The organism is Nonomuraea sp. NPDC050540 (assembly GCF_044457485.1).
Classification (GTDB): domain Bacteria; phylum Actinomycetota; class Actinomycetes; order Streptosporangiales; family Streptosporangiaceae; genus Nonomuraea.
This window is the reverse complement of record NZ_JBITHA010000001.1, coordinates 78,303-96,318: the sequence shown is the minus strand read 5'-3', so window position 1 is coordinate 96,318 and position 18,016 is coordinate 78,303. Positions and strand designations below refer to the sequence as shown.

Below are 18,016 nucleotides of genomic sequence, written 5' to 3'. Positions count from 1 at the left end.
GCGCGCCGAAGGCGCACACGATCAAAACGCCGAGCGAAGCGAGGACCACAGACCAGGGTGGGCTCCAACTGCCCAACCACCCAACTGGGCAACGGGCGGGACATCGAAAGAACGCCCGTGCGAAGCGAGGACGACCAGGTGTCGGGGCCGCGCCCCGACTGGAAGAACGCGCGAAGCACCCTGCCTTTAGCCCGGAAGACGCCCGACCGGAGGGAGGACCTTCAGGGGTCGAGCTTCAGCTCGACCGGAGAAACGCCTGGAACCTTGAACGCGCGAAGCGCGCCCATGTGAAAGACCTTGCCTGTGGAGCTAAGGGGATTCGAACCCCTGACCCCCTCCATGCCATGGAGGTGCGCTACCAGCTGCGCTATAGCCCCATGCCGCATCACGGCACCGCATCAGTGTATCCGACTCCCAGACTCCCCGAGTTCGGGATTAGCCTGCGTCACCGTCTTGCTACCGTGCGTAACGTGACGACTGTGGAGGCAGTGCCTTTGACGGCGCGGTGTGCGCGTATCTTCGCCGGGCGGGAGCATGCACTGCTCGGAATTAGCGCTATGAATGGATATTTCAGTCTTGGGGCTATTACGGGGCTGCTTCACTGGGCTCGGGGGCACTTCAAGCGGGTCGATGTGCTCGTTCCGGGGATCGAGCTGGCCGGGACGCTCGCGGCCCGGGGGGATCTGCCGCCGCACAAGGCCAACAAGAAGGCCCGTGCGGCGATCAACAACACGCGTAACCGCGTGGTTCACGCGCTTTCCGCCCTCGAAGCGCCGGACGTCGGCGTCTACTCCTGGACCGAGCTTCACGACCGGCCCGCCTACACCGGCCTCCGGAGCCGCCTGGACGAGCTCTATCTGGGCGATTCGGTCTTCCGCGAGCTCTGCGACGCCGCGCTGGAGCCCGTGCTGGGCACCTCGCGGCCCACCGCCGACCAGGTCCGCGAGGCCATTCCGTTCCTTTTGTCGGAATTGCCGCTCATGCTGGATACTCCGGCGATTTTGGAGACGGAGTCGTCATTGTTCTGCTATCCGCGCATGCTCCCGGTAGCGAAGTGGCTTTATGCCGGGATGATGCCGGTATATCCCAGCACTGGTCAGGGAATGTTGACGACTCGGTTGACAGGTATTGATGCAGGTGAGAACCATTAGTCCTGAGTAATTTACCGGGGTGGGGCGGGGCGGCCATGGATCCTCACGCGCGTAACGCGGGGTATGCATTCGACAGTAGCGACATGGGTCATGACGGGTTCCTCGACGAGCACGACATGATGCTCGTCGGCGTCGCGGTCTGTGATCGGCTCAGTGTTCCCGAGCCGTCCGAGCAACGCGACGCCGTCGTCTCCGCCTACCGCCAGGCCTGGCAGCACGCCGTCGACCTCATCGGGACCGACGACCAAGGGCGCATCAGCCGCGCTTCCTATGTACGGCACGCGATGCGCCCCGCCTCCGGCCGCATGACCTTCGTGGCCCGGATCGTCTGGCCCATCGGCGACGCCCTGTGGGACGCCCTGGACACCGACGGCGACGAGCAGCTGACCCGGGCCGAGTATCTACGCCTGTTCGCGGCCTACGACGTGGCCGGCCGTACCGCCAGAGAGGCCTTCGAGCGGCTGGACGCCAACCGCGACGGCCGGCTGTCGAAGGACGAGTTCGCGCAGGCCCTGTACAACTTCTACTACGGCCGCGACCCAGAGATCCCGATCTTCGGCCGCCCGGGATAGACGCTTCCCCCGGATACGGACAAACGTTCAGGCCACCTCCGCGGCCTTGCCGATCAGGGATGACAGCTCGGTGACCATCGGGTCCTCCGCGGCCGCCGACAGCCGCCCCGCGTGCTGCGCCAGCGTCCTGAGGTCCAGGCCGAAGGCCTCCCGGTCGCGCATGTACACCGCGAAGGCCGCCGCCACCACATCCACCTGAAGCCGCACCGGCGCCTTGCTCCAGAGGTCACCGCTCAGGTCACCGACGTCCACGGCCTTCCCGGCCTCGGCCGGATTGCGGGTGTCGGGATCCTGCCAGCGCACCGTCGCCGCGGCGAGCTGGCCGGTGGCCCCCGGCTTGAGCTTGACCGAGTAGAGGGCGGTCACCGAGTGCCCCGGCCCGATCTCGCCGCCGTCCTTGGTGTCGTCCCGGAACTCCTCGGCCGCCAGCGCCCGGTTGTCGTACCCGATGAGCTGGTAGGACTCCACCGCGCGCGGGTTGAAGGCGACCTGGGCCTTGGCGTCGCGGGCGCGTAGTTCGATGGTGGTGGTGAGCTGGTTGCCGAAGATCTTGGTGGCTTCCTCCTCGGTGCTCATGTAGACGGCCGCGCCGTCGGCGTTGTCGGCGAGCTGCTCCATGAGCTCGTCGCCGTACTCCCGCCCGACGCCGACGGTCAGCAGCGTGATCTGCTTGCCCGCCTGCTCCTTGACCTTGTCCAGCAGCGACCGCCACTGGGTGTCGCCCTGGTTGGCCAGCCCGTCGGACAGCAGGATCACGCGGTTCGTGGCGGCGGCGCGGAAGGCCTTGGCGGCCTCGTCGTAGCCGAGGCGCAGGCCGGACTCCAGGTTGGTGCCGCCGCCGATGGCCAGGGAGTCGACGGCCGCGTGCAGTTCGGCGCGGGAGACGAGCGGGGTCATGGACGCCAGCAACGTGCCCTGGTCGCTGAACGCCACGATGGACACCTGGTCGCCGGGCGCGAGCTGGTCGAGCAGCGTGTGCAGCGACTTGCGCACGAGGTCGAGCCGACCGGGCTCGGCCATGGAGCCGGAGACGTCGATGACGAAGGTGAGGTTGGCGGGACGGCGGGCGGCCGCCTCCGAGGCGCGCGTCTGCAGCCCGACGCGGACGACCGCGTTGTCGCCCTCGCCCATGCGGGCACCGTCGACGTGCACGGTGAAGCCGTTGTCGGCGGGCTGCGCGTAGTCCTGGCGGAAGGAGTTCACGAACTCCTCGGGACGGATCCGGCCCGCTTCGGGCCAGCGTCCTTCCGCGAGGGTACGGCGGGCGTACCCGTAGGAAGCGGTGTCCACGTCCAGCGCGAACGTGGAGACCTGGGCCGTGGTCGTTTCCGAGTCGGTCCGGGTGGTCGCCGGCCGGGGCTGCTCGGGAGACGAGTCCCGCCTGGGCGCGACGTGGGCGGGCGCCTTGGCCTCGGATCCGGAGGAGCCGCCGCCGGGCCCGCCGCACGCGGCCAGCAGCAGCACCCCGGCCAACCCGACACCTACCGCTATAGGACGAAATTTCATGGATAACCACCTCCACGCCCTATGACGGACCCGCATAACCACTGGCCGGGCCGGAGACGCAAGCGAGCACAAACCGTGTTCACCACGTGATCGGTGTTTTCGAACCGTGACCCGTTGTGCCAGGCCAGGGCCATCCGGTAGGCATGGATGCCGTGCGCGTCTATTTAGGACTGGCCGCGAAAGGCCAGGCGATAGATCCTCGTATCCTCGACCGGGCCAGGTCCGTTATCGAAACGGCCTTCCCCGTGCCCCCCGACGTCATCCGCGGCCAGGAATGGCACGGCGCGGGCGTCTCCCTGTTCGCCTGGTCCAACGAACCCGACGACACCCGCCACCCACCCCTCCTCCACCGGCGCCCCGGCGACGGAAAGGTCACGGGAGTCAACGGCCACCTCGCCGACCCGGCCGACGTCACCCGCCTGCCCGACCCGTCCGTAGGCGGCTGCTACTCCGCCTGGACCGCGAGCGACCGGGCGCTGACCGCCACCACCGCCGCCAACCGGATCTGCCCCGTCTTCCACGCCGAGACCACCGGCCTGCACATCGTCGCCAGCCGCGCCCTCCTCGCCCACCTGGTCGCCCAGCGCGACGAGAACCTCGCGTTCGACGTGATGGCCTTGCAGACGATGGTCAGATCGGGCTACTTCCTGTCGGATGAGACCCCATACCTGGGCGTGACGGCGCTGCCGCCGAACTCCCGGCTCGACGTGCGCGGCGGCAGCCGTACCGTCACCGGGGAGGAGTTGCCGCGGGCGGCGCCCGCGCCCACGACGCGGCGGGAGAAGCGTGCGGCGCTCGACGAGCTGGCGGCGGCGCTGCTGGCGACGGTGGCGCCGCTGCGGTCGGCGGCCGAGCCGGTGAACCTGGCGCTGACCGGCGGGCGCGACACCCGCGTCCTGGCGGCGCTGCTGCATGCCGCGAAGGTGCCGTTCCGGGTGACGACGAACGGGCTGGACACCCATCCGGACGTGATCCTCGCCCGCCGGATCGCGGCCGAGCTGAAGCTGGAGCACACGGTCATCGCGCCACCGCAGACGGAGGACCGCGACGCGATGCTGGTGGAGCACCCGCTGGCGCGCGCCTGGGAGACGCTGCGCACCTGTGAGGGCATGACCTCGGCCTACGAGTCGATCGTGGGCTACCTGCCGTACTCGGCCACGCCGACCATGTCCGGGCAGGGCGGCGAGACGCTGCGCGCCGGGAGCCTCAACCTGCTGCAGACGGATCTGAGTGACAGAGCGCTGCTCAGGCGGATCGGCGCCACGTTCCTCAAGGACGAGAAGCTGTTCACCGCGGCGGCCAACGAGCACGCGCGCGAACAGGCCAGGCCGTGGCAGGAGCGCCAGGACAAGCTGGAGGCGCTGCACCACATCTACCTGTCGTACCGGGTGGGCCGCTGGCAGGCCGGTGCCCGCGCGGGCGCGCTGCGCCGCGGCGACTCGGTGCGGCCCTACCTGGACAACCGGGTGGTACGCGCCGCGCTGAGCCTGGACCAGCGCTGGAGCCTGTCGGAGGAGCCGATCTACTCGCTCATCCTGCGCTTCGCCCCGAAGCTGCGGAAGATCCCGATCGAGGGGAAGCCGTGGCGGTTCGTCGACGGGCGGGCCGGGCGATGGCCGTGGTCGCACGTGCCGCCGCCGCATCTGCCGACGGCCAGGACGGGCGGCGGGTGGAGCTGGCGCACCAGCCCGGGTCCGGCGCTCACCGACGTGCTGCGCGAGCAGGTGCTGGGCGGCCTCGACGCGCTGGAAACGATCGTGAACCCGGACGAGGTACGCGCGATGTTCGCCGGCCCGGTGGTGAGCAAGCCGGCCACCGCCTGGAACCTCTACACGGTGAGCACGCTGCTGACCGGCCTCTACCCGGGCAAACGCCCCGAAGCGCTCGAACGCGTCACCGTGCACCGGCCGTAGGTACTATCCGGCCATGATGCCGTTCAGGCCGCACACCGTCGCCGTGCTCGCCTATGACGGGATGGCGCCCTTCGAACTCGGCTGCGTGGTCGAGATCTTCGGCCTGCCCCGCCCCGAGCTCGACGTCCCCTGGTACGACCTGAAGGTCTGCGCCGAGACCGGCGGCCCGCTGCGCGTGGTCGGCGGGTTCACGATGCGCGCCGAGCACGGACTCGACGTGCTCACCTCGGCCGACACGGTCATCATCCCCGGCGCCGACATCACCAGGCCGGTGTCCCCAGCGCTGGTCGGGGCGGTCCGCGCGGCGCACGCCCGCGGCGCCCGCGTGGTCTCCATCTGCTCCGGCGCCTTCACCCTGGCCGCCGCCGGCCTGCTCGACGGCCGGGACGCGGCCACCCACTGGAAGTACGCCGATCTGCTCCAGCACCGTCACCCCGAGATCCGGGTCAACCCCGAGGTGCTCTACGTCGACGACGGCGACGTGCTGACCAGCGCCGGCAGCGCCGCCGGGCTGGACCTGCTCATCCATCTCGTCCGCAGGGACCACGGCGCGAGCACCGCCAACGCCGTGGCCCGCCGCCTCGTGGTGCCGCCGCACCGGGAGGGCGGGCAGGCGCAGTTCATCGAGGCCGCGGTGACGCCCGTCGGCGAGGACGACGGCGTGGCCAGGGCGATGGCGTGGGCGCTCGACCATCTCGCCGAGCAGATCACGGTGCGCGAGCTGGCGAGGCGGGCGCACATGTCGCAGCGCTCGTTCATCCGTCACTTCAAGCGGCAGACCGGCACCAGCCCGCTGCGCTGGGTGATCTCCCAGCGGGTGGCGGCCAGCCTGACCATGCTGGAGTCCACGACCGCGCCGGTGGAGGCGATCGGCGCGGCGGTCGGGTTCGAGAGTCCGGTCACCTTCCGCCACCATTTCACCCGCGCGATGCGTACCTCTCCGTCGGCCTACCGGCGCGCGTTCAGCGCGTGAGGGTCAGCCGCCACAGCGAGGTGACCTCGGCGGCGCGCGCCCGGTGCAGCGGGTCGTCGCTCTTGGCGGCCCGCCCGTGCCTCGGCGTGGTCTGGAGCTGACCGGCGACCGCCAGCCCGGCCTCCTCGAACCAGTCGAGCAACTCCTGCCGGGAGCGCAGCTCAAGATGTTCGGCCAGGTCGGACAGGATCAGCCACGCCTCCCCGCCGGGTGACAGGTGATCACGCAGCCCGTTCAGGAAGCCGCGCAGCATCCGGCTGTCCGGGTCGTAGACGGCGTGGTCGAGCGGGGACATGGGCGTGGCCGGGATCCACGGCGGGTTGCACACCACCAGCGGCGCCCGTCCCGCCGGGAACAGGTCGGCCTGTTCGACCAGGACCCGGCCGGACAGGCCCAGCCGTTCCATGTTGTCGCGGGCGCACTCCAGGGCGGAGGGATCGAAGTCGGTGGCGATCACGCGGCGTACGCCCCGCCTGGCCAGCACCGCCGCCAGCACGCCGGTGCCGGTGCCGACGTCGAAGGCCACCTCGGCGTCGGGCAGCCGCGCCCGGGCGACGAGGTCCACGTATTCGCCTCTGACCGGGGAGAACACCCCGTAGTGCGGGTGGATGCGCTCACCCAGCGCCGGGACCTCGACGCCCTTGGCCCGCCATTCGTGCGCCCCGATCACGCCCAGCAGCTCGCGCAGCGACCCGACGGCCTCGCCGGCGGCCGGGCCGTAGACCTCGGAGCAGGCCTCGCGCACGTCGGGCGCGCGGCGCAGCGCGATCTCATGCTCTCCCGTGTACGGCACCAGCAGCATCCCCAGAATCCTGGCCCGCTGCGACTGGGCCTGGCGCTGCCGGTGGAACCCGCTGCCCGGCCTGGGCCGGGGACAGCGCCGGTCCATCGCCCTGAGCAGTTGCCGGGCGTTGTGGTAGTCGCCCGTCCACAGCAGCGCGGTGCCATCGGCGGCCAGGCTGTGCGCGGTGTCGGCCTTGGTGGCGTCGTCGGCGAGTTCGACGTGTGCGGGCTCGGGTGCTCCCGCCGCCGATCGCCAGGCTGCTCGCCGCTCGTGTCCCGCCTCGTTCCAGGAGATCATCGTCTTCCGACGGTGTCACGCCACCTGGTCACGGGCAACCGGTTTAACACCTGCGATCAGCCAAAAGGGACCTCAGACCAGCACGCCGGGATTGAGCACGCCCGCCGGGTCCAGCGCGTCCTTGGCCGCGCGCAGCGCCAGCGCGAACGGCTCGGGACGCTGCTCGTCGTAGAAGGGGCGATGGTCGCGGCCGACCGCGTGGTGGTGGGTGATGGTGGCGCCGTGGTCGAGCAGGATGCGCGAGACCCGGGCCTTGAGCTCGTCCCACTGCGCGACCTCCGCGCCGCGCTCGGCGGGCAGGGAGACCGTGTAGTAGGGCGCCGGCCCGTCCGGATAGACGAACGCGAAGCGGCAGGTGGCGTCCACCGCGCCCGTGACAGCCTCGTGCAGGGCCGGGAACCGGTCCCACGTGACCGCGGTCTCGAACGTCTCCACCACCCTGCCCATCCCTGGAAAGGCGTTGCGGAAGTAGGGCATCCGGGTGAACGTGCCCTTCCACTCCTGGTCCTGGCGTACCCCTCCGGTCTCGCCACCGGCGATCTCCAGAGCCCTGGCCATGGCCGCGTCCACGGGGTGGTCGGCCGACTCGAAGCCGAGGATGAGGACCGCGTGCTCGCCGTCGCCTCCCGCCGCGAGCTGGGCTTCGGCGGCGTCGAGCAGGCGGCAGTTCGACGGGTGCAGCCCCGACTGCGACAGCTCGCGCACCGCCTCGACCGCCCGCGCCCACGAGGCGAACCGGACCGACGCCGACAGTTTGTGCGCGGGCCGGCGCTGCAGCCGCACCCACGCCCGGGTGATGACGCCGAGCGCGCCCTCTGATCCCAGCAGCATCCGGTCGGGCGAGGGTCCCGCGCCCGAGCCGGGCAGCCTGCGCGACTCCCACACCCCGGCCGGGGTGATCGCGCGCACCGACTCGACCAGATCGTCGATGTGGGTGTGCAGGCTCGCGTAGTGGCCACCGGCCCGCGTCGCGATCCAGCCGCCCAGCGTCGAGAACTCATACGACTGCGGGAAGAAGCGCAGCTGCAGGCCGTCGGGCAGCTGGGCGTTGAGCGAGGGCCCGCTCGCCCCGGCCTGCACGAGCGCCGCGCGCGAGACCTGGTCCACCTCCACGACCCGGTCCATCCCGCTCAGGTCGAGACAGATCGCCGGCCCGTCGAAGCGGGCCTCGACACCGCCGACCACGCTCGTGCCGCCGCCGCGCGGCACCACCGCCACCTGCCGCGCGGTGGCCCACTCCAGGACCTGCTCGACCTCGGTCTCGGTGCGGGGCAGCGCCACCAGATCGGGCGCGCAGGTGAAGTCGCCCCGGTAGGCGCGGATGAGGTCGCGGTAGGCCTGGCCGTAGGTGCGGCCCGCGCGGGCGCGCGCCTCGCCGGTAGCGAACTCCTTCCACGCCTCCGGTACGGCCAGCCGTGGCGGCGGCAGCCGTACCCGGTCGAAGGGGACGGGTTCCTCGAAGTCATCGCTTCCGCTGATCATGCGGGCGATGCCCCGCAGCTCGTCCAGGTCCGGCTCGGCGCCCCACGCCCAATGGCTCATGGGTCCTTGCTACATCATCGGCGGCTTGGACATCATCGGAGCCATGGCTCGAACGGTACCGGCGTGATCAAGGCCGTGCTGGCCCTGCTGGCCGTGGTCGTGCTGCTGCTGGGGTTGCTCTGGGTGTTCCAGCGGCGGCTCGTCTACCTGCCCGACGCCGCTCCCGTGCCGCCGGCCGCCACGGTTCTGCCCGGCGCCCGCGAGGTCACCTTCACCACCGCCGACGGGCTGAAGCTCGGCGCCTGGCACCTGCCCGGTGACCGGGGCGTCACCGTCATGGTGATGGGCGGCAACGCGGGCAACCGCCTGCATCGCGCGCCGCTGGCCGCGGCGCTGGCGCGGGAGGGCTTCGCCGTACTCCTGATGGACTATCGGGGCTACGGCGGCAACGCCGGCTCGCCCACGGAGGACGGGCTGGCGCTCGACGCGAGGGCGGCCCGCGCGACGTTGTCAGGGAAGGTCCTCTACTACGGCGAGAGCCTCGGCGCGGCCGTCGCCACGCGCCTGGCGACCGAGATCCCGCCGGACGGCCTGCTGCTGCGCTCCCCCTTCACCGACCTGGCCGACGCCGGTCAGCACGCCTACCCCTTCCTGCCGGTACGCCTGCTCCTGCGCGACCGCTTCCCGCTGAAGGAGCAGCTCGCCACGGTGCGGGCCCCTGTCACCATCGTGTACGGCTCCCGCGACACGATCATCCCGCCCGCCCTGAGCCGGGCCGCCGCCCCGCCGGGAGCGACTCTGGTCGAGGTCCGGGACGCCGACCACAACGACCGCATCCTGCTCGACGGCCCCGAGCTCGTCGCCGCCGCGGTGGCGCTGGCTCAGAGGGTGTAGTCGAGGACGTAGGAGTGCGAGCCGTCGGGCGCGATGAGGATGTCCATCTCGCCCCTGATCCCGGCCAGTCCGCCGACGCCGGAGTCGGGCACGATCGTGACGCGCAGCGACTGGCCATCGGGCTCGCTGACGGCCGAGTGCGCGACGGTGAAGGCGCCGGTGCGGCCGTCCAGGGTGGCGTCGATGCGCTCCAGCGCCACGTACGCCTTCGACTCCTCCACCGGAGTGCTCACCATCAGCATCGTGACCAGGCTGGTGCCGGTCAGGTCGCCGTGGAAGGTCTTGGTCAGGGTGACGACGCCGAGCGAGACTCCGTCGCGGTCGTCGTAGGGCGGCTGAGGGGTCCAGTCCGCGAGGTCGAAGGTGCCTTTCGCTGTCATGGAGCCCAGCGTGGCACAGGTGCCTGTCATCTTCTGTCAGGTACCGGCCAGCCGTTCCACGACCGGGGCGAACTTCTCCATGAACTGGGCGCTGATCGAGACGTAGGAGATGCCGAGGCGGTCGCGGCGGCTGCGCAGCGTGTCGGCGATCTGGTCGGCGGAGCCGGTCATGATGCCGTAGCCGCCCCTGGCCACGATCTCGCGCGGGTCCGCGCCGAGTTGCTGGGACAGCCAGCCCGGCAGCTCGTCGCCGACGGCGGCCAGGTTGGTGTTGATCTCCAGCCGGTTGAAGCGGTCGCCGGCCAGCTCGTAGAGCTCGTCGAGCTTGGCGGCCAGGTCGTCCTCGGTGGCGGTCGCGGGCAGCCCGAGCGCCACCGTGTCGGCCCGCTCGGCGGCCAGGCGCAGCAGCCGGGTGCTCGCCGCAGCGATCAGCACCGGGACGTCCTTCACCGCGTCGAGGGTCTCCTCGACCCGTTCCACCCGCTCGGACGGCGTGCCGAACCGCACGCCGAGCGCCGCCGCCTCCTGCTCGGCGCCGGGCCGCCCGGCGCCGATGCCGAGTTCGAAGCGCCCGCCGCTCAGCGCCTGCAGCGTGCTCACCTCGCGGGCCACCACCGCCGGAGTCCGGTACGGCGCCGCCGCCACATACGTGCCGACCCGCAGTCTGCTGGTCACGGCGGCGGCAGCGGCGGCGGCCGTGAACGGGGAGAGCGTGTTGAGCGTGTCCGGGATCAGCAACGTGGAGTATCCGAGCTCCTCGGCGCGCCGGGCCAGCCCGGTCCACGCCTCGCCCGTCGCCGCGAAGCCCCCGACGGTTCCGAATCTGAACGCGTGAGAAGTCATGCCTCCCACCTTCTCTCCGGACGGCCGCCGGGACATCGTCCACAGGACCGGTGATCTCCTACCGCACCGGACGCAGCGGGCCGCCGGCGCCGTACTCCCGTGGCTGTACAGGGGTCGGTGCGTCTGTTACCTTCCGCCCGTGCTGTACCTCTACCAAGCCATGGGGCTGGCCACGCTGGTGCTGTGGATCTACTGCCTCTTCGACGCGATCACCACGCCCGACGAGGCCGCGCGCAACCTTCCCAAGATCCTCTGGGTGATCATCGTCCTGCTGTTCCCGCTGGTCGGCTCGCTCTTCTGGCTGGTGGCGGGCCGTCCACAAGGTCAGGCGCCGCCGCGCATGGCGGGCCAGGCGAAGGCGACCAGCCCGGACGACGACGAGGAGTTCCTGCGCCGCCTGCGCGAGCGCGCCGAGGAGCAGCGCAGGAACGCCCCGAAGGACAAGCCGGACGACAAGGAGTAACCAGGTCCTACAGGGCCACCGCGCAGCGGCCGCGGTCGGCCCTGCGGGGGCCCTCGGCAGTGGGCTTGATGTCGAAGTCGAAGATGGCGGTCGGCAGGTAGAGCGAGCAGCACGCGTTGGGGATGTCGACCACGCCGCTCACCCGTCCCTCGATGGGCGCCGAGCCGAGGATCAGGTAGGCCTGCTCGCCGCTGTAGCCGAACTGCTTGAGGTACTCCACGGCGTTCAGGCAGGCGTTGCGGTAGGCCAGGGTGGCGTCGTTGTAGTGGTTCTCGTTCGTCTTGTGGTCGACGGAGATGCCGATGAACGACAGGAACTCGGTGTAGCGCGGCTCGACGTTGCCCGGCATGAAGATCGGGTTGGTGGAGACGGCGTACTTGCTCATGCCGTCCTTGATGAGATCGACGTGCATGTCGATGAAGCCGCCCATCTCGATGGCGCCGCAGAAGGTGATCTCGCCGTCGCCCTGGCTGAAGTGCAGGTCGCCGCCGGAGAGCTTGGCGCCGGGCACGTGCACGGGGTAGAGGACGCGCGAGCCGCGGGAGAAGTTCTTGATGTCGTGGTTGCCGCCGTTCTCGCGGGCGGGGACGGTGCGGGCACCCTCCCTGCCGACGCGTTCGAGGTCGGCGCCGTCGAGGGTGCCGGCCAGGACGCCCTCTTCCAGCGGGGGCAGGGCGAGCGGGGGCACCCGGCCGGGGTCGGTGGCGATGAGGGCGCGCTCGCGTTCGTTCCACTTGGCGAGCAGGTCGTGCGAGGGCGCGGTGCCGAACAGGCCGGGGTGGGTGATGCCGGTGAAGCGCACGCCGGGCAGGTGACGGGAGGTGGCGATCTGGCCGCGGAAGTCCCAGACGGCCTTGCAGGCCTGCGGGTACTCCTCGGTCAGGAAGCCGCCGCCGTTCTCCTTGGCGAAGATGCCCGTGTACCCCCAGCCTTCGCCGGGCGCCTCGCCGCGGGTCTGGGGAACGGGACCGAGGTCGAGGATGTCGACCACGAGCAGGTCGCCGGGCTCGGCGCCCTCGATCGCCACGGGTCCGCTGAGCATGTGCGCCACCGACAGGTCGACGTCGCGTACGTCCTTGGCGGTGTCGCTGTTGAGGATCTGGCCGTCGGTCCATTCGCGGCATTCGATGCGGATCGAGGTGTCGGGCGGGACGGTGGCGACGGCGGGGATGTCGGGGTGCCAGCGGTTGTGTCCCGGCGCGGCCTGGTCGCGCATGGATCGGGACTGGTCGACGGAGAAGACGACGTCAGGCATGGGACGGCTCCCGTTCTTTGGGGAGGCGGGCGTACATCCACAGGCCGCCGAAGGCGACGACGCAGACGCCCGCCAGGATGAGCGCGAGGGTGGCCGAGGGGGTGTAGCGGCCGGTGAGCAGGAGGAAGGCGGGGATGACCGCGGTCAGCCAGGCCTCGACGAGCGTCACCCAGCCGGTGTAGCGGGTGAGCTCCGCGCGCCCGAGGCCGAGCACGAGGAAGAAGAGCAGCCACAGGAACGACCACAGCACCCAGATGACCGCGAAGGGGTAGTCGCCCACGACGAAGGCGTTGTGGGCGGCGTAGACGAGCGCGGTGATCGCCACGAACAGGGAGAACCACCCCACGCCCGTGCCGGAGAGCCCGGCCAGCAGGCCGATGCCCACGTAGAGGTAGGTGAATCCGAACAGGTAGATGCCGGAGGCGCCCATGATCGTGGGCAGGTCTCCGCCCGCGGTCATGATGATCACCGTGGGCGTCACGACCTGCAGCGCTCCGACGAACAGGTTGAGGATCGCCGCGGCCTTCTCCTCGACCTTGCCGAGCAGCATCATCGCGTTGACGAACAGCACCGCGCCGACGTACAGCAGGCCCACGCTGGCCATCGCCGTCACCTCCTGACGACTCGGGGCTCGTGCGCGCTGGCCTCCTGCGCGTCCAGGGCCCGCCGCAGCCCCGGCGTGATCTGGCGTACGGCCGGCGGCGAGAACCGCCGGGCAGCGGCGGCGCCGCATCCTTCGCAGGCGGCCTGCTCGGGCGCCTGCCCGATCGGGTGCCGGGCGTCGAAGGGCCCGCAGGTCCGGCACGTGTACTCATAGACAGCCATGGCCACTCCTCCGCCCAGATACTTCACACAGAAACTATTATCCTGGGAAGTATTGTCAAGACCTCAGAGTTGCTGCAGCACGCGGAAGTCCATGCCTTCCGCCTCCGCGAGGAACACGGCCTGCTCCAGATGACGTCCGCGCATCCGCATCGTGCCCCGCGGGCCCTCGTACACCAGGCCCTCGGCGATCCGCCCGATGCTGCGCAGATCCAGCTCCCCCGCCCGGTTGAGCAGTTCGCCCAGCAGCAGCACGCCCTCGAAACAGGACTCCCCCATGCTGTTGAGCACCGGCGCGTCGGGCCCGAACCTGGCGTGGTAGCGCCCGCCGAGGTCGAGGCTGCCCGCGGTCCCCAGGCCCTCGAAGAATCCCGCCGCCGAGTACAGCCCGCGCGTGCTGGCCGCGCCGGTCGCCATCAGCATGTTCTCGTCCATCAGCGGGCTGAAGCGCACGTGGTCGCGGTCGAGTCCGGCCGCGGCGAAGGCCCGGTTGAAGGCCACCGCGTCCTGGCCGACGAGCAACATGAGCACGCCCTCGCCGCGCCCCTGGGCGATCCGGCCGAGCGCGCCGCCGAAGTCCTCGGTGCCCAGGCGCACGTAGACCTCGTCCACGATCTGGCCCCGCGCCTGCCTGACGTAGCGGCGGGCCGCCCTGGCCGACTCCCTTGGCCACACGTAGTCGTCGCCGACCACCGTCCAGCGCCGGACGCCGAGCTCCTCGGCCATCCAGCGCAGCGCCGGGCGCAGCTGCCGTCCCGGCGTCTCGCCGGTCAGGAAGACCCACGGGGTGTGCTCGCCGCCCTCGTAGAGCGGGGTGTAGAGGTACGGCACGCGCCCGGCTATCCGGGGGGCCACGGCCTGCCGTACCGCGGAGATGTGCCAGCCCGTGACGGCCTGCACCTGGCCCGCGGTGATCAGCCGGTCGACCTCGTCGGCGACCTCGCGCGGCGGGCGGCCGCCGTCGACCACGCGGAAGACCAGCTCGCGGCCGAGCAGCCCGCTCCTGGCGTTGATCTCGTCGGCGGCCAGCCTGGCGCACAGCTCGCACGAGGGACCGAAGATGCCGGCCGGCCCCCGCAACGGGATCACCAGGGCTACCGCGAGAGTGTCCATGGCGCGCCCCTTTCGCGGTCACTTTATCCGCGAAGTATTTGCGCGTGAACTGTTAATCTGGAGTGAACATGGAGACAGCACGCCTGCTCACGCTCGCCGAGCGCCAGTTCACCCAGCGGATCTCGACCGCGCTCACCTCGGTCGGCGGCACGGTCGATCAGTGGCGCGTGCTGGGCCTGCTCGCCGACGGCCAGGGGCACCCGATGACGCAGGTGGCCGAGCACGTCATCCTCGCCGCGCCGACCGTCACCAAGATCGTGGACAGGCTGGTGTCCCAGGGGCTCGTGTACCGGCGGGTCGACGACGCCGACCGCCGGCGGGTGCTCATCTACGCCTCGGCCCGCGGCAAGGCGGCCCTGCGGCGGTGGGACACGGCCGTCGAGGGCGAACGTGCCCGGCTGGAGCAGGAGGCGGGCGAGGACCTGGCCCAGCTCGCCGAGGTCCTGACCAGGATCGTCGCCCGCCTGCGCTGACCTACGCGCCTTTCTTCCAGATCTGGCTGCGCAGGTCGGTACCGCGGATCACCTGCACCCGCCACGGATCCAGCCGCAGCACGTGCAGCTTCGGGTCGGTCGGACTGGTCCAGAAGTTGCCCAGGTCGTAGCCTGCGCCCCGCGGGCTGGTCTTGCGATACAGGTCCCACACGCGGCGCTTGACCTCGACGTCCGTCACCCATTCCGCGACCGTGTCGACGTTCACCGCGTTCTGGCGCGCGGTCCAGTAGGAGAACGTGGTGTGCGGGTTGTTCGCCAGATGCGCCGCCTTCACCGGAGTCCTGTACGTGGCCAGCCAGCCCAGCGGCTCGCCGTCCACCACCTCCCAGATCGGGATCAGCACCCGCGCCCTGGGCCGGTTCCGCTTGTCCACCGTCGTCATGGTGGCGTACACGATGTCGCCGATGTAGGCCTCGAAGGCGTCCTGGATCTCGCTGAACTTCGTCATGCCGTCTCCTCCAGCACCACGACGGGGATCTCGCCCCTGGCCGCGTTCGCGTAGCGCTGGTAGACCGGTTGGCGGGCCACCAGCTCGTTCCACAACCTGCGCCGCTCTGCGCCGTGCGCGGTGTGCGCGCGGACGCGCAGCTTCTTGTCGCCCAACTGGACTTCCGCCTCTGGCTGGGCAACCAGGTCCCGGTACCAGCCGGGCAGATGCGGACCTCGTTCCGAACCTGGGCCTATCAGCACCAACTGCCCTTCGTCGGAACTGTAGGCGTGTGTCGTCGTTCGCAGGCGGCCGGTCTTGCGGCCCACTGTCGTGATCACCAAGTCACTCATACGGGCAGCATGGAGGGCGGGACTTCAGCTTTCCTCCAGACTCCCTCCGGGCCCTTAGGCTGCTGTGTCATGTCTGAGGAACTCGCCCGCGTCCACCGGTTCCAGCGGGACTTCAACCTCCGCAAGGCGCGGCGGACGATCGAGGTACCCGGAGGCGTGGCCGTCCTGAACGACCGCTTCCCCGCCTCGCACGACGACAACAAGCTGCTCCTCTGGGCGGGCGACGCCCCCGCCCCCGCCGTCCAGGCCGCCGACGAGGCGCTGGCCGGGCTGGGCCACCGCTACGTCCACGTGCTCGACGACGACCTCGGCGCCGCCTTCGCACCCGCCTTCACCGCCGCCGGGTACGAGCACTCGCCGTACCTCACGATGGTCTTCCGCGGCCAGGCGCCGGCCGGCGTGCCCGCCGCGGACCAGCTCGGCCTCGACGAGATGATCTCGGTGCTGCGGGCGAACTGGCGTGAGACGCTGCCCGGCGCCGCGGACGAGGAGGTCGAGGCGCTGGCCCTGCGCATCGAGGACCGCGTGCGCGGCGCCGCGACGGTGGCCTTCCGCGGCGTACGGGCGCCGGACGGGGAGGTCGCCGCCCGTGCCGACCTGTACGTGCACGACGACATCGCCCAGATCGAGAGCGTGTACACCGCCGAACGGCACCGAGGCAAAGGCCATGCCCGCACGCTCATGGAGTCGATGCTGGCCGAGGCCGCCGGCGCCGCATTGATCTTCCTCTACACCGGAACCGACAACTGGGCCCGCGACTTCTACACCCGGCTGGGCTTCGAGCCGCTGGGCCGTACCCACGGCTTCCTGCGCATCGAGTAAAGCCGTGTTGTGCGGGATGTCCAAGATCGCCTAGGGTGGGCGCTTCCACCAGAGGCAGGGGGCTGCTGCGTGCCGAAGCGTCACCCGGCGACACCCGACGACTGGTCGGTCGCCTACACCCGGGCCGTCGCCGGCAACATCCGCGCCCACCGCGAGCGCCGCCGCATGTCCGTGCAGGCGCTCGCCGATCGTTGTACCGCCCTGGGCTATCCGCTTGAACGGACGAACCTGAACAAGCTGGAGTCCGGCGGCCGCGCGTCCATGTCCGTGGCGGAACTGCTGGTGCTGGCTCGCGCGCTCGACACCCCGCCCATGCTGCTCCTCGTCCCCCTGCACGACGAGCCGGTGGAGATCCTGCCCGGCGTCGAGGCGCCGGCCGCCGAGGCGGCCGCGTGGCTGGACGGTACCGCTCCCGCCCCTGACGCCGACGACGCAGAGGCGGGCGAAGAGCGGCGCGACGCGTTGCGGCTGCTGCGCGACCACCACCGCGCCGTCGAGGAGTGGACGTCGCGCTCGCGTGCCGCACGCACAGCGGGTACGCGCGCCGCCGACGCCCAGGACCCCAACCAGCGGGAGTGGCAGGAGGCGGCCCACCAGCACGCCGACCAGGCGCGCCACGCCGCCGACCGGCTGGGCTTCCTGCGCGACGGCATGCGGTTGCGCGGCGTGCCCCTGCCGGAACTGCCGCCCGGCCTGATCCACCTGGACGACACCCCGGCCTGACCATCAGGACGGTTGGCCACTCAGCTGGTCGGCCCAGAAGCGGCGGGCGTACATGCGGCGCCACACGCTCATCATGAACGTCAGGGCCTCGATCTCCGGCGGCGTCAGTTCCGGATGCCAGAAGTCGAAGAGCAGAACGGTCCGGCGCTGATCGCCCTCGTTCCACACCTCGTGCTCGAAGGTGTCGTCGAAGACGAAGGCCCTGCCCTCCCGCCACCCCCGCGTCTCGTCCGCCACGCGGATACGCGAACCCTCCGTCGCGACCAGCGACAGATGACACCGCAGGTGAGCATTGGTGAATCCGGTGTGCGCCGCGATATGAGTGCCCCTTTGGACACTGGAGAAGAAGGTCATATCGCAGTTGGAGGCTCCGGGCAGGGCCGAGAGGATCTTGAGTGTCAGGGGGAAGGCCTGGAGGTTCTTGGCGTACGGCCTGCCCATGGTGCACAGGTACAGTGCGCGCCAATCGCCTTTCGCCGTGTGTTCTCCCCAGTGCGACAGGGGCGGACTGGTGTCCAGGTCAAAGGCCAGGAGTTCCTGGCGGATGGTGGGCGCCGCCGCCTCCAGCTCAGCCAGCCAGGGAAAGTCCGCGCCGCTCCACCAGGGCCGGGCGGTCAGCCCGGGAAAGAAGACCTCCGGCCCCTGGAGCTTCGCCACCTCCCGGATTCCCCCGTGAGCCGAGATCTCCAGCCCCTCGGAAACACGCGACACGTCATCGCGATCGACGCTCCCCCGCGCCAGCCAACGCT

General features: G+C 70.8%; 21 protein-coding genes and 1 tRNA gene. 9 read left to right on the top strand and 13 right to left on the bottom strand.

Annotation, left to right across the window (positions count from 1 at the left end):
- Positions 1-304: 304 nt before the first annotated feature.
- A tRNA-Ala gene (locus ACIBI5_RS00515) sits at positions 305-377 on the bottom strand.
- A 93-nt stretch (positions 378-470) separates the two neighbouring features.
- On the opposite strand from ACIBI5_RS00515, the gene ACIBI5_RS00510 reads away from it, so the two are divergent.
- On the top strand, positions 471-1,151 hold the full coding sequence (locus tag ACIBI5_RS00510; protein WP_397241684.1) for a tRNA-dependent cyclodipeptide synthase: 681 nt from the start codon (positions 471-473) through the stop codon (positions 1,149-1,151).
- Positions 1,152-1,234: 83 nt separating this feature from the next.
- The gene (locus ACIBI5_RS00505) at positions 1,235-1,723 is read left to right on the top strand and encodes an EF-hand domain-containing protein (RefSeq protein ID WP_397241682.1); all 489 of its coding nucleotides are present in this window, start codon (positions 1,235-1,237) and stop codon (positions 1,721-1,723) included.
- Positions 1,724-1,750: 27 nt separating this feature from the next.
- Here the strand turns inward: ACIBI5_RS00505 and ACIBI5_RS00500 are convergent, their stop codons facing one another.
- On the bottom strand, positions 1,751-3,229 hold the full coding sequence (locus ACIBI5_RS00500) for a von Willebrand factor type A domain-containing protein (protein ID WP_397241680.1): 1,479 nt from the start codon (positions 3,227-3,229) through the stop codon (positions 1,751-1,753).
- 143 nt (positions 3,230-3,372) lie between these two features.
- Here ACIBI5_RS00500 and ACIBI5_RS00495 point away from each other — a divergent pair, with 143 nt between their 5' ends.
- Complete coding sequence (locus ACIBI5_RS00495) at positions 3,373-5,142, top strand: asparagine synthase-related protein (RefSeq protein ID WP_397241678.1); 1,770 nt, start codon at positions 3,373-3,375, stop codon at positions 5,140-5,142.
- Between the two features lie 13 nt (positions 5,143-5,155).
- Positions 5,156-6,115, top strand: a complete 960-nt coding sequence (locus ACIBI5_RS00490) for a helix-turn-helix domain-containing protein (protein ID WP_397241676.1) — start codon at positions 5,156-5,158, stop codon at positions 6,113-6,115.
- On the opposite strand, the gene ACIBI5_RS00485 is transcribed toward ACIBI5_RS00490, so the two are convergent.
- Both ACIBI5_RS00485 and ACIBI5_RS00480 read right to left on the bottom strand, forming a co-directional pair.
- A complete protein-coding gene (locus ACIBI5_RS00485; RefSeq protein ID WP_397241674.1) occupies positions 6,105-7,196 on the bottom strand; it encodes a methyltransferase in 1,092 nt (363 codons plus the stop codon). The two genes, ACIBI5_RS00490 and ACIBI5_RS00485, sit on opposite strands and share 11 nt — an antisense overlap.
- 72 nt (positions 7,197-7,268) lie before the next feature.
- Positions 7,269-8,738, bottom strand: coding sequence for an FAD-binding oxidoreductase (locus ACIBI5_RS00480; protein WP_397241672.1), 1,470 nt, complete (start codon positions 8,736-8,738; stop codon positions 7,269-7,271).
- 63 nt (positions 8,739-8,801) lie between these two features.
- Between ACIBI5_RS00480 and ACIBI5_RS00475 the strand changes: the two genes are divergently transcribed.
- Positions 8,802-9,572, top strand: a complete 771-nt coding sequence (locus tag ACIBI5_RS00475; RefSeq protein WP_397241670.1) for an alpha/beta hydrolase — start codon at positions 8,802-8,804, stop codon at positions 9,570-9,572.
- Here the strand turns inward: ACIBI5_RS00475 and ACIBI5_RS00470 are convergent.
- Positions 9,560-9,952, bottom strand: a complete 393-nt coding sequence (locus tag ACIBI5_RS00470) for a DUF3224 domain-containing protein (RefSeq protein WP_397241668.1) — start codon at positions 9,950-9,952, stop codon at positions 9,560-9,562. The genes ACIBI5_RS00475 and ACIBI5_RS00470 overlap by 13 nt on opposite strands.
- Positions 9,953-9,988: 36 nt before the next feature.
- On the bottom strand, positions 9,989-10,795 hold the full coding sequence (locus tag ACIBI5_RS00465; RefSeq protein WP_397241666.1) for an LLM class flavin-dependent oxidoreductase: 807 nt from the start codon (positions 10,793-10,795) through the stop codon (positions 9,989-9,991).
- 139 nt (positions 10,796-10,934) lie between these two features.
- On the opposite strand from ACIBI5_RS00465, the gene ACIBI5_RS00460 reads away from it, so the two are divergent.
- Positions 10,935-11,258 (top strand): PLD nuclease N-terminal domain-containing protein, encoded by a 324-nt coding sequence (locus ACIBI5_RS00460; protein ID WP_397241664.1) that lies wholly within the window; start codon positions 10,935-10,937, stop codon positions 11,256-11,258.
- 7 nt (positions 11,259-11,265) lie between these two features.
- Here the strand turns inward: ACIBI5_RS00460 and fmdA are convergent, their stop codons facing one another.
- The 4 genes from fmdA to ACIBI5_RS00440 all read right to left on the bottom strand — a co-directional run bounded on the left by fmdA (position 11,266) and on the right by ACIBI5_RS00440 (position 14,448).
- A complete protein-coding gene (gene fmdA / locus ACIBI5_RS00455) occupies positions 11,266-12,513 on the bottom strand; it encodes a formamidase (RefSeq protein WP_397241662.1) in 1,248 nt (415 codons plus the stop codon).
- The gene (locus tag ACIBI5_RS00450) at positions 12,506-13,117 is read right to left on the bottom strand and encodes an AmiS/UreI family transporter (RefSeq protein ID WP_397241660.1); all 612 of its coding nucleotides are present in this window, start codon (positions 13,115-13,117) and stop codon (positions 12,506-12,508) included. The genes fmdA and ACIBI5_RS00450 overlap by 8 nt, the downstream gene beginning before the upstream one ends.
- Before the next feature lie 5 nt (positions 13,118-13,122).
- Positions 13,123-13,338 carry an FmdB family zinc ribbon protein gene (locus tag ACIBI5_RS00445; RefSeq protein WP_379619323.1) on the bottom strand — a complete coding sequence of 72 codons (216 nt, stop codon included), beginning with the start codon at positions 13,336-13,338 and terminating at the stop codon, positions 13,123-13,125.
- Between the two features lie 63 nt (positions 13,339-13,401).
- Positions 13,402-14,448 carry a substrate-binding domain-containing protein gene (locus ACIBI5_RS00440; RefSeq protein ID WP_397241658.1) on the bottom strand — a complete coding sequence of 349 codons (1,047 nt, stop codon included), beginning with the start codon at positions 14,446-14,448 and terminating at the stop codon, positions 13,402-13,404.
- A gap of 68 nt (positions 14,449-14,516) precedes the next feature.
- Between ACIBI5_RS00440 and ACIBI5_RS00435 the strand changes: the two genes are divergently transcribed.
- A complete protein-coding gene (locus ACIBI5_RS00435) occupies positions 14,517-14,921 on the top strand; it encodes a MarR family winged helix-turn-helix transcriptional regulator (RefSeq protein WP_397241656.1) in 405 nt (134 codons plus the stop codon).
- 1 nt (position 14,922) lies between these two features.
- Here the strand turns inward: ACIBI5_RS00435 and ACIBI5_RS00430 are convergent, their stop codons facing one another.
- Complete coding sequence (locus ACIBI5_RS00430; protein WP_397241654.1) at positions 14,923-15,390, bottom strand: pyridoxamine 5'-phosphate oxidase family protein; 468 nt, start codon at positions 15,388-15,390, stop codon at positions 14,923-14,925.
- Positions 15,387-15,722, bottom strand: a complete 336-nt coding sequence (locus ACIBI5_RS00425; RefSeq protein WP_397241652.1) for a nitroreductase/quinone reductase family protein — start codon at positions 15,720-15,722, stop codon at positions 15,387-15,389. Before ACIBI5_RS00425 ends, ACIBI5_RS00430 begins: the two co-directional genes overlap by 4 nt.
- 69 nt (positions 15,723-15,791) lie before the next feature.
- On the opposite strand from ACIBI5_RS00425, the gene ACIBI5_RS00420 reads away from it, so the two are divergent.
- Both ACIBI5_RS00420 and ACIBI5_RS00415 read left to right on the top strand, forming a co-directional pair.
- Positions 15,792-16,544, top strand: coding sequence for a GNAT family N-acetyltransferase (locus ACIBI5_RS00420; RefSeq protein ID WP_397241650.1), 753 nt, complete (start codon positions 15,792-15,794; stop codon positions 16,542-16,544).
- A 69-nt stretch (positions 16,545-16,613) separates the two neighbouring features.
- Positions 16,614-17,267, top strand: coding sequence for a helix-turn-helix domain-containing protein (locus ACIBI5_RS00415; RefSeq protein ID WP_397241648.1), 654 nt, complete (start codon positions 16,614-16,616; stop codon positions 17,265-17,267).
- A gap of 3 nt (positions 17,268-17,270) precedes the next feature.
- Here ACIBI5_RS00415 and ACIBI5_RS00410 read toward each other — a convergent pair whose 3' ends face one another.
- The gene (locus tag ACIBI5_RS00410; protein WP_397241646.1) at positions 17,271-17,924 is read right to left on the bottom strand and encodes an aspartyl/asparaginyl beta-hydroxylase domain-containing protein; all 654 of its coding nucleotides are present in this window, start codon (positions 17,922-17,924) and stop codon (positions 17,271-17,273) included.
- Between the last annotated feature and the right edge of the window lie 92 nt (positions 17,925-18,016).